The sequence below is a fragment of the Streptomyces sp. NPDC059256 genome (genome assembly GCF_042753785.1).
Classification (GTDB): Bacteria; Actinomycetota; Actinomycetes; order Streptomycetales; family Streptomycetaceae; genus Streptomyces.
In genome coordinates, this window is record NZ_JBHYZO010000012.1 from 182,862 (window position 1) to 192,303 (window position 9,442).

The 9,442-nt window shown below is 70.0% G+C and carries 8 protein-coding genes and 1 pseudogene; 6 read left to right on the forward strand and 3 right to left on the reverse strand.

From position 1 onward, the window contains the following. The first annotated feature begins 277 nt into the window (after positions 1-277). Positions 278-979, forward strand: a complete 702-nt coding sequence (locus ACFXJL_RS24370) for a hypothetical protein (protein ID WP_384695583.1) — start codon at positions 278-280, stop codon at positions 977-979. Positions 980-1,102: 123 nt separating this feature from the next. On the opposite strand, the pseudogene ACFXJL_RS24375 reads toward ACFXJL_RS24370, so the two are convergent. Continuing rightward, a pseudogene (locus tag ACFXJL_RS24375) lies at positions 1,103-1,734 on the reverse strand (class I SAM-dependent methyltransferase). A 93-nt stretch (positions 1,735-1,827) separates the two neighbouring features. Continuing rightward, the gene (locus ACFXJL_RS24380) at positions 1,828-2,382 is read right to left on the reverse strand and encodes an HAD domain-containing protein (RefSeq protein WP_384695585.1); all 555 of its coding nucleotides are present in this window, start codon (positions 2,380-2,382) and stop codon (positions 1,828-1,830) included. 289 nt (positions 2,383-2,671) lie between these two features. On the opposite strand from ACFXJL_RS24380, the gene ACFXJL_RS24385 reads away from it, so the two are divergent. Next, the gene (locus ACFXJL_RS24385; protein WP_384695588.1) at positions 2,672-3,844 is read left to right on the forward strand and encodes an acyl-CoA dehydrogenase family protein; all 1,173 of its coding nucleotides are present in this window, start codon (positions 2,672-2,674) and stop codon (positions 3,842-3,844) included. 365 nt (positions 3,845-4,209) lie between these two features. On the opposite strand, the gene ACFXJL_RS24390 is transcribed toward ACFXJL_RS24385, so the two are convergent. After that, the gene (locus ACFXJL_RS24390) at positions 4,210-4,620 is read right to left on the reverse strand and encodes a hypothetical protein (protein ID WP_358879153.1); all 411 of its coding nucleotides are present in this window, start codon (positions 4,618-4,620) and stop codon (positions 4,210-4,212) included. 202 nt (positions 4,621-4,822) lie between these two features. Between ACFXJL_RS24390 and ACFXJL_RS24395 the strand changes: the two genes are divergently transcribed. From ACFXJL_RS24395 to fxsA, 4 genes are all read left to right on the forward strand, one after another. After that, positions 4,823-5,263, forward strand: coding sequence for an Lrp/AsnC family transcriptional regulator (locus ACFXJL_RS24395; RefSeq protein ID WP_358879152.1), 441 nt, complete (start codon positions 4,823-4,825; stop codon positions 5,261-5,263). 21 nt (positions 5,264-5,284) lie between these two features. Then, a complete protein-coding gene (locus ACFXJL_RS24400; RefSeq protein WP_358879151.1) occupies positions 5,285-6,928 on the forward strand; it encodes an amidohydrolase in 1,644 nt (547 codons plus the stop codon). Between the two features lie 578 nt (positions 6,929-7,506). Further along, a complete protein-coding gene (locus ACFXJL_RS24405; protein ID WP_358879150.1) occupies positions 7,507-8,292 on the forward strand; it encodes a polyprenol monophosphomannose synthase in 786 nt (261 codons plus the stop codon). Between the two features lie 123 nt (positions 8,293-8,415). Further along, positions 8,416-9,036, forward strand: coding sequence for an FxsA family membrane protein (gene fxsA, locus ACFXJL_RS24410; RefSeq protein ID WP_358879149.1), 621 nt, complete (start codon positions 8,416-8,418; stop codon positions 9,034-9,036). Positions 9,037-9,442: the final 406 nt, after the last annotated feature.

The window sequence follows — 9,442 nt, forward strand, 5'->3', positions numbered from 1 at the left end:
TCCGAACCGCGAACCCGACCCGAACCGCGTGCTCGATCCGAACCCCCTTGGGCCCCGCCTGCCAGCCGCGTGTCAGCTCGCCCAACGCCACCGCTATGTTGAACAGTTGGGGCCGAGGGCGACAGCCGTGCCCCGTACGCCCCACCGATTCCGCCGCCGGACCCCGTCGATGTTCGCCAGTCCCGCCCCACCTCTCTGACCAGACTCCACGGGTTCAGCCCCGGCCGCCGGGCTGTCCTCGGGCCAACTCGTGATTCACCGTGTCCCCGGAGAACCCATGAAGCTTCGCATCACCGTCCACCAAGCGCGCCTCGGGTCGCAGGAGTTCATCGTCATCCGGCCCGCCCGACGACTGCTCCGTGCCGTACTCATCGATCACGATCGACATCTGGGCGCCTATCTGGACGAGGAAGCCGCGGAGCACATCGGAGGGTTGTGGACCCTCGCGGCGACCTCACCCCGGTCCCTGATCCACCTTCCGCTCCGCGGCAACCCCAACCCGACCCGGGAACTGGACGGACCCGGCACACGTCAGTTGGACCTCGTCCTGCATCACCGCTCGCTTCCGTTCGCCCCCTCGCACTGGCAGGAGGTGCGCGGACGGCTCGACCCCGGACGGGTCCAGACGGTCACCCTCGCGTCGTCGGGCGCCGCTACCTCACTCGCGATGGGCCGCAGGGCCCGGCGCTCGCGGGAGAGCGTCGACCACTTCCACCAACACCTCCACGCCGAGACGCTCCTGATGAGCGGAAACGCCAAGACCTTCAGGGAGAGCGCCCATCACTTCCTGGACGTGGCGCACCGAGGTCCCGAGCATGCGGCTGATCGGGCTGATCGGGCTGATCGGACTGATCGGCGCGACTTCCGTACGGCGCTCCGCCCCGAAGGTGCCGCGCCAGGCCGTGCGCGCGAGATGCGCTTGGAGTACTGCGACGCATGGGAGCCGTCGGGCGACCGCCAGGCCCCCTGCCGATCCTGAGACGGCCCCGCTGGCCGACCGGGCCCGCTCGACCCACCGGCGAGTGGCCACGCACCGTCGGTCCGCACCCGAGCGCTTCTCGGAGCCAGCGGGCATTCGGACGGGCCGGACGAACTGCTCGTCTCAACGCATCAGCAGATGACCCCGGCGAAACCGTTCGTCCTGGTGCGGCCCGCGCAGCATGCGGCCGACCTCGACGAATCCCGCGGCGCCCGCCAACTCCGCGAGGTCGTCGATCGGCCATCGATAGGCGGCCGTGACCTTGTGGTCGAACTCCGTCACCGGCTCGCCATCCGACTCGAAGAACCCGAGCAGGAGATGGCCGTCGGGTGCGAGGACCCGACGGAACTCCGCGAAGATCGAAGGCACGATCCGCGGCGGGGTGTGGATGATCGAGTACCACGACACAATGGCGCCCAGTTCTCCGTCGGGCAGGTCCAGGGCGTGCATCGAGCCGATCTCGAACCGCAGATCCGGGTACGCCTTCCGGGCGAGATCGATCATCACCGGCGACAGGTCGATGCCGAAGGCGTCCAGACCCAGATCCCGCAGGTGCGCCGTCATCCATCCGGGCCCGCACCCCAACTCGGCGACGGGCCTGGTCGCTCCCTCCCTCGCTAGTTCGGCGAATGCGGCGAGCACCGCGCGATCGAGCGGAAAATCATCCAGCGCGTTACGGACGAATCGGCGTACACCACGGCGATCGCATCGTAGGCATCCGCCGTTGTGCTGAGGTGCGAGGAGAGTTCGGACACGAGCGAGGACAGTAGCGGCACGCTGGGACAGTGACGAGGAGTGCCCAACGGCGAGCATCGCCAATCTGTCCGAAAAACCGCTGGGCAATGTGCCTAGACCGGGTCCGTGGGCGTGGTGTCCCCTGTGGTGCGCAACCACGCCCGCAGCGCGGCGTAGTCCGCTTCGACCAGCCCTCGGTGCGCCTCGACCCGATGGAGTAGGGCCGGCCCCCTGTGGTGGGCTGCAACCCAGGTCCGATCCCCTTCGGTGATCTCGTCGTCGACCCAGATGAACGCCCGCCCGGCCGCGTACTCGACGATGGCCGGGGCCTTGCCGTGCCGGTCGCCCCAGGTGTCCGTTTCCCGAGCCGACGAGTGCGGGTGCCCGTGGACCACGGGCAGGGCGGGCAGACCGATCCACGGGGCCACGCACTCATTGGCCTCCTCCATCCAACTGGTGGCCCACACCAACTCGCAGGGGAGGGCGGCCAATCGGGGCCCGTGGGCCGGGTCGATCCGCGCCAGCAGGGGGTTCGAGTGGGTGGCACGCATCGAGGCCGACCCGTAGAGCGGGTAGCCGTCCGGACGCTGCTGCCGGGTCCCACCGAAGGGGATGAGCGGTCCGTCGACATCGAGGAACAGCAGGGGTGTCCGGGCCGAGGAGATCATGCCCCACCGTATCGGCGCCCCAGGGCCCTTTCGCGTCAGCCTCCTGCGTCACACGCGTCGCGCGGCTTCCCATGGGGAGTCTGTTGCCTCCCGACCGGGTCGACGGTAAGCGCTCCATCGCACCCGTGACGGAAGGGCGCTGATCGGGCATACTCAACCCGCCACGGCCGTCAGCAGGGCTTTTCCGTGATCCGGAGGGGTACTAACGGCCTTGGAGAGCAAGATCGGCGAGGCGCGCTTCACCCTTCGCGCGCCGCCGCAGCGCCCGTAGAGGGAGGAGAGCGCCGTAATGTCCGACCGCGCCCCGCAGCCGGTGGAACGTCAGTTGCCCACCGAGGAGTCCAGGGACCTCATCACCCTGGTGCGAGACATCGTCCAGCGGGAGATCGCCCCCCGTGCAGCCGATGAGGAAGAGGCGGGGCACTTCCCCCGCGAACTCTTCACCCTCCTGTCGTCGTCAGGTCTGCTCGGCCTGCCGTACGAAGGTGAGTACGGTGGCGGGGACCAGCCCTACGAGGTCTATCTCCAGGTCCTCGAAGAGCTCGCCGCTGCGAGGCTGACCGTGGGCCTCGGGGTCAGCGTCCACTCCCTGGCCTGCCATGCCCTGGCGGGCTACGGCACCAAGGAGGAGCGGACCGCCCACCTCCCGGCGATGCTCGGCGGAGGTCTCCTCGGCGCCTACAGCCTCTCCGAACCCTCTTCCGGGTCGGATGCGGCGTCGCTGCGCACGAAGGCGGTGCGCGACGGCGACGACTGGGTGATCACGGGTACGAAGTCCTGGATCACCCATGGCGGGATCGCCGACTTCTACACGGTCCTGGCCCGCACCGGTGCGGAGGGCCCCCGGGGCATCACCGCGTTCCTGGTACCCGGTGACGCCGAGGGGCTCAGCGCAGCGGCCCCCGAGAAGAAGATGGGCATGAAGGGCTCGCCCACGGCCCAGGTCCACTTCGACGGAGTCAGGGTGCCCGACACCCGCCGGATCGGCGCCGAGGGCCAGGGTTTCGCGATCGCCCTGTCCGCGCTCGACGCGGGGCGGCTCGGCATCGCGGCCTGCGCGATCGGCGTTGCCCAGGCGGCGCTGGACCAGGCGGTCGACTACGCCTCCGGCCGCCACCAGTTCGGCCGCCCGATCACCGACTTCCAGGGGATGCGCTTCCTCCTCGCCGACATGGCCACCCGGATAGAGGCGGGCCGTGCGCTCTACCTCGCCGCCGCCCGACTGCACGATCAGCAGCGGCCCTTCTCCCGCCAGGCGGCCATGGCCAAGCTGTTCTGCACGGACGCGGCGATGAGCGTCACCACGGACGCCGTACAGGTGCTCGGAGGCTACGGCTACACACTGGACTTCCCGGTGGAGCGCTACATGCGCGAGGCGAAGGTGCTCCAGATCGTGGAGGGCACCAACCAGATCCAGCGCATGGTGATCGCCCGTCATCTGATCGGCCCTGAGTCCCGCTGATCGTCCCGCACTACCCTCGGCCCCGGCAGATCCTGTCGGGGCCGAGGCGTGCCCGTTCAGTGGCACGGTCTCCGGCGATCCGGGAGCGCGTCGGCACAGGGCCGAGTGAGCACGGCCCGGCACTCATCCGGGTGTACGGGGCATGGGGTGCGCAGACGCGGGCAGGCTCGACGGGGCGAGGCGTTCACGCCGAGTGGCAGGGCCACGGCCCGCGGGTGGAGAGAGGTGAGTCGGGGTGGAGCCGGTGTTCGTTCGCGACCGGGCCCGAGAGCCCGTGTCGACGGATCCTGCACCACGCCAGTCGGCTGCCATGGTGAAGGCACGTGTGGGGCAAGGGAACTACGGAGAAGCGAGCGGCGGGGGCTCTAGGCCGCGCGGCGGCTGCGCATCGGGGGCACCCGAACCGGTCGGGTTTCCGGGCCGCCGACGTGGGAGAAGGGCTGCATCCGCCAGTCGAGTCCCTGGGGCAGGGTCAGCAGGAGTCCCATCTCCTGCTCCTGGGCCACGAGGTTCTCATCGGCGGGCCGCGCCTGCGCTGCCGTTCGACCGGTGCCGCTGCACACGGTCAGTCCGAACGGATTCCACGGGGTCGGGCACAGCGCGTGCTCCGGCAGCAGGTCCTCGCCCGCCAGCAGGGCGATCGGTTGGACGCAGTCCGGGCAGATCACGCGGTACATCTCGAAGGTGTCATAGGCATCGAGCTCATCCGCCTCACCGGGTTCAGCCACATCGAGGGGCTCCGGTTGATGACGGTTGATGTTCCTGACGTTCTGCATGGGATCTCCCCCTCGGGTGGGCCAATCAGGCACATGTGGCCTCGACCACAGCAAGCACTTCCCATCCGCGCGGGCGCATAACCATCCGGTCACGGGCAAGGGCGCGCCAATCGTGTGGCGTTCGTCACATGGTGGCCATCAGTGCCCTCCGGCATCGCATATGACTGTGCCGTAGCCGACCTGGGGAATTAGGTTGATCCGCATGGAGGAGCTGGATCGTCAGATCGTTGAATTGCTCGTCAAAGACGGGCGCATGAGCTACACAGACCTGGGCAAGGCCACTGGCCTGTCCACTTCCGCGGTGCATCAAAGAGTCCGCCGATTGGAGCAGCGTGGAGTCATCCGGGGCTATGTCGCGGTCGTCGATTCCGAGGCGGTCGGGCTGCCGCTGACCGCGTTCATCTCCGTCAAGCCCTTCGACCCGAGCGCCCCCGACGACATCTCCGAACGCCTGGCCGACGTGCCGGAGATCGAGGCGTGCCACAGCGTCGCCGGGGACGAGAACTACATCCTCAAGGTGCGGGTCTCCACGCCCCTAGAACTGGAGAACCTCCTCACCCGCATCCGTTCCCTCGCCGGCGTCTCCACGCGCACCACGGTCGTCCTCTCGACTCCCTACGAGGCCCGCCCACCGCGTATCTAGGCCAGTGCCTAGGCTGGCCCCATGAGCGAGAGCACCACCGTCCCCGGCGCACAGCGCACCACCCTGCTGCGCGGCGGGGAAGTCCACAGCCCGGCCGACCCCTTCGCCACCGCGATGGTCATCGAGCGGGGCCATGTCGCATGGGTGGGCTCCGAAGGGGCCGCCGATGCCTTCGCCGGCGGCGTCGACGAGGTCGTCGACCTCGAAGGCGCCTTGGTCACCCCGGCGTTCACTGACGCACACGTGCACACCACCGCCACGGGGCTCGCCCTCACCGGGCTCGATCTGTCCGACGCCAGCACCCTGGCCGACGCCCTGCGGCTGGTACGGGACCACAGCACCGCACACCCCGCGGACAAGGTCCTTCTCGGCCATGGTTGGGACGCCGCCCGCTGGCCCGAGCGGCGTCACCCCAGCCGCGCCGAACTCGACGCCGCGACCGGCGGTCGGCCCCTGTACCTGACCCGCATCGACGTGCACTCCGCCGTCGTCACCACCGCCCTGCTCGACCTCGTTCCCGAGGTCACCGGGCTGACCGGCTACCGTCCCGACGAACCGCTCACTGCGGCGGCCCACCACGCCGTACGAGCCGCCGCCCACGAGGCCGTCAGCCCTGCGCAGCGGGCGGCTGCCCAGCGGGCCGCGCTGGACCGCGCGGCCTCCCTCGGCATCGGCACCCTCCATGAGTGCGCCGGGCCCGACATCTCCGACGAGGAGGACTTCACCGCCCTGCTGGCCCTGGCCGCGGAAGGCGCGGGGCCTCGGGTGGTCGGATACTGGGCCGAGCGCATCGCGGATGCGAAGGGTGCTCAGCGGATCAAGGAACTCGGCGCCGTCGGCGCCGCGGGAGACCTGTTCGTCGACGGTTCCCTCGGTTCCCATACCGCCTGCCTCCATGCCCCCTACGCCGACGCCGACGCCCACACCGGGTCGGCGCACCTGGATGTGGCCGCCGTCGCGGCACACGTCGCCGCCTGCACCGAGGCCGGCCTCCAGGCCGGGTTCCACGCCATCGGCGACGCCGCGCTCACCACGGTCACGGAGGGTGTGCGCGCCGCGGCCGAACTGGTCGGTCCGCACCGGGTCCGGGCCGCTCGGCACCGCATCGAACACGCGGAGATGCTCACGCCCGAAACCATCGCGGCCTTCGCCGAGTTCGGTCTCACCGCCTCCGTCCAGCCCGCCTTCGATGCCGCCTGGGGCGGCGAGGATGGCATGTATGCGGAGCGGCTCGGCGTCGAACGGGCCCGTACGCTCAACCCGTTCGCCGCGCTGCTCAGAGCCGGAGTGCCCCTGGCGCTGGGCTCCGACAGTCCCGTCACCCCGCTCGATCCGTGGGGCACCGTCCGGGCCGCGGCCTTTCACCGCACCCCCGAGCACCGGATCTCGGTGCGGGCCGCCTTCACCGCTCACACCCGCGGCGGCTGGCGGGCCGCCGGCCGGGACGACGCCGGTGTCCTGGTGCCCGGAGCACCGGCCGACTACGCCGTGTGGCGCACCGAGGAACTGGTGGTCCAGGCCCCCGACGACCGGGTGGCGCGCTGGTCCACCGACCCGCGCTCCGGCACCCCCGGTCTGCCCGATCTCACCCCCGGCCGTGAACTGCCGCGCTGCCTGCGCACGGTGGTCTCCGGGCGGACCGTGTTTGACCGGCCGAACGAGTGACGTACGGACATTTCGTACGGCGCGCTACTGTCTGTGACGTTCGGCCACGACCTGCGGATCTTCGGTATTGATCCGGCCGAAATGGGCAAACCGCGCAGATCGCATGACTGTTGACATGGAGCGCCCACGGGCGGGTAGGTTCGGCCGAGTCCACCACAGGACGTCCGGCCGGTGGGATCTCCACGCAGTCGCTGAACGCCGCTGGGCCAGGGGGCAGTGCGCCGCACCGGGGCACTGCCACTGGGAGCCAGGTCCAGCACCCGCGCCTCGGGGGCGAGGGAAGGTTTCAGCCGGCCGGCTGGTGCGACCCGGATGGGGTCCGGCGTTCAGTAGACAACGGCTCTCGGTCGACCCGCAGCCAGCGGGTCCCAGGCCGGCCCGAAGGACGCCGGGCCCCGATCCGCACCATTCGCGATACCGTCCCTGGGACCACCGGTGACACCTGCCGCCACCGGGCCGACCCGCACCACGCACCAGCACGGACCTCGGGCACGACACCCCAGGTCCGTGCTGTCGTGAGCCGGCGCGGCCCGCTCGCTATGGTGGGGTTCTGTGCACGGACATTAAAAGGGGCAGTAGTGAACGACGGCGCTAGGGACAGCGAAGCCCAGGGGAAGCGGTACGGGCCGCTCGGCAGATCCTTGGTGATCATTCCGACCTACAACGAGGCCGAGAACATCAAGAAGATCGTCTCCCGGGTGCGCGCCGCAGTACCCGATGCGGACGTCCTCGTCGCCGATGACAACAGCCCCGACGGCACCGGCAAGATCGCCGATGAGGTCGCTGCCGAAGAACCCCAGGTGCAGGTGCTGCACCGCAAGGGGAAGGAAGGGCTCGGCGCCGCCTACCTCGCAGGCTTCGCCTGGGGCATGGAGAACGGCTACGGCGTGCTCATCGAGATGGACGCCGACGGCTCCCACCAGCCCGAGGAGCTCCCCCGGTTGCTGACCGCGCTCAAGGGCGCCGACCTGGTCCTCGGATCACGCTGGGTGCCCGGCGGCCGGGTGGTCAACTGGCCCAAGTACCGCGAGTTCATCTCCCGTGGCGGCAGCACCTACTCCCGACTGCTCCTCGGACTCTCGATCCGCGATGTCACAGGCGGTTTCCGCGCCTTCCGCACGGAGACGCTGAAGGGCCTCGGACTCGACGAGGTCGCCTCCCAGGGCTACTGCTTCCAGGTCGACCTCGCCCGCAGGGCCGTGGCCGCCGGCTATCACGTGGTGGAGGTCCCCATCACCTTCGTCGAGCGGGAGCTCGGCGACTCCAAGATGAACCGGAACATCGCCGTGGAAGCCCTCTGGCGCGTCGCGGGCTGGGGCCTCAACGACCGGGCGAACCGGCTGCGCGGTCGTAAGACGCTCTGACGGTCCGGAGCCGTCTCCGCCGCCCGGTGCCGATGCGATCCGGAACCCCTTCCGGCCCGTGGTGGTGATCCTCTTGATCACCCCCTTACGCCGCTTCGGCGGACGTCCAGGCACACTGGTGACATGACGATCGGCGCCACGCCCCCGACAGCCCCCAAGCGCTCCCGCGCCCGCAGTTTCATTCCGCTCGCCCTGGTCGCCTGGCTGGTGCTGGAAATCTGGCTGCTGACCCTCGTCGCCGCCGCGGCGGGCGGTCTGACCGTACTGGCCCTGCTCATCGCGGGCGGCATCCTGGGGGCCGCCGTCATCAAGCGAGCGGGTCGCCGGGCGTTCCGCAATCTCTCCGAGACCATCCAGCGCCAACAGGGCGGGCCGGCGCAGCCGGGCACCCCGAGCGATCCCGGTGCCAAGAGCGACGGCAACGGGTTCCTGATGCTCGGCGGGTTGCTGATCATGCTGCCCGGACTGATCTCCGACGTGCTCGGGCTGGTGCTGCTCGTTCCGCCCGTCCGCTCGGTCCTCCGCCGCTCGGTCGAGAGGTCGCTGGAGCGACGCGTGCGGGCCGCATCGCCGGGCACTATCGGCGATGCCTACCAGCAGGCCAGGATCCACCGGCCCGACGGCAAGGTCGTTCCCGGCGAGGTCATCCGCGAGGACGCGGGCCGCCAGCAGGGGACCAACTCCGAACGCCCGGGACCCGGCGATACGGGCAAGTCCGGCCCCCGGCCGCCGCTGACCTCATGAACGCTCCTCGCTGACGCTGAGGCGTGGAGTTCCCCCTCAACGCGCTGGCCGGTGTCGAGTGACCAGAGCGGCCCGGGCTCGCCTCTGTCCGTTCTGTGTCCGTCCTGTTCGTACGGACCAGTTCTCTCCGTACGGACCAGTTCTCTCCGTACGAGCCAGCCCGATCTGCGTATCCGCGTACGGACAGGGCAGCGGGACTCGCTCCGTAGGGGGCGTGTTGCCGCCCGGGCCCTGAGGCGGCTCGAAATGGTCGGTCCCGGACGACGGTCACCGTGTGTTGGGGTAGTGAGCCGGCCTGGCGCTGCATCTGTCCGGACACCTGCCCGGAACCCGTGGAAACGCGGGCGCACGGCAACGCACAGAGCCGCGGGCTGTGCTCCACTCCTGTCTCTTATACACATCTCAC